The 1,108-nt window shown below is 58.1% G+C and carries 1 protein-coding gene; it reads left to right on the top strand.

Annotated elements, in window-relative coordinates; all coding sequences use genetic code 11:
- Nucleotides 1–465: 465 nt before the first annotated feature.
- Nucleotides 466–1,108: GMC family oxidoreductase (locus D3H34_RS32905; RefSeq protein WP_205736869.1), on the top strand; the 643-nt coding region annotated here is incomplete at its 3' end.

Below are 1,108 nucleotides of genomic sequence, written 5' to 3'. Positions count from 1 at the left end.
CAATGAGGCTGCGCGAGCGCCACTCGCGCGGTGGCTCCGTTGCGATGCATGAGCAGGTCAAAGTAGGCGATGTGCTGCAAGCGAGATCACCGACCCTCGTTCTGGCACTTTGAGTCGCCGCCAGGGACTCTTCGCATAAATGAACGCAATGCCGTGCAAATGAGCCGAAGCGCAGCGTTGGGCGGCGCCGACGATGGGGGGAATGTTTTTTGCAAAAATGAGGGTTTCATACTAATTGTATGAGCCTTGTTTTTCCAATAATATAAGGACGTCTTACTTATTTATTGTGGCGCTATGGCGCAAGCTCAAGCACGTTTTTATCGACCGCTGCACATGTGGTGATCGCCAGCTCTGCGGCGCCGAGCCCAGGGTAGAGATCGACATTCCCTCCATGCCTGCCTCACCCTCTTTCACACCAGGGCTGAGGCCAAAATCGCCGTGCAAACGGTCACTATAGAAGATCTTATGTCCGATTACATCATCATCGGTGCCGGCTCCGCTGGCTGTATCCTGGCCAATCGTTTGAGTCGTGACCCCGCGGTACGGGTCACGTTGATTGAGGCTGGAGGCAAGGACAGCAACCTGATGTACCGCATGCCCGCTGGCTACTTCGAATTGATGAAGTCCGGCATGGGCAACTGGAATTTTGAAACCGTGCCGCAGCCGGGGCTGAACGGCCGAACCATGTATGTGCCGCGCGGCAAAGTGCTGGGCGGCTCGAGCTCGATCAACGGTATGGCGGTTTCCTGGGGCAATCCCGGTGACTACGACCACTGGGCCGAGCTCGGCAACCAGGGCTGGCCATTTAGCGACTGCCTGCCCTACTTCAAGCGCGTAGAAAGTTATGCGGAAGGCGACGAGGCCTGGCGTGGGCGTACCGGGCCTGTGGGGATCACCCAGGCCAACAAAACGGAGATGACGCAAATCTCCAAGAGCTGGATCCAGGCAGCCGTTGAGGCGGGTCATCGCTTCAACGAGGATTACAACGCCCGGACGCCTGAAGGCGTCGCCATCATGCAGGGCAACCATGCCAAAGGCCTGCGCCAAAGCACCGCGCATTCGTATTTGAGGCCGGCGTTGTCGCGCCCCAACCTGACCGTCATCAGCC

It is taken from the genome of Acidovorax cavernicola, from assembly GCF_003581445.1.
This window is presented reverse-complemented; position numbering and strand designations above follow the sequence as displayed.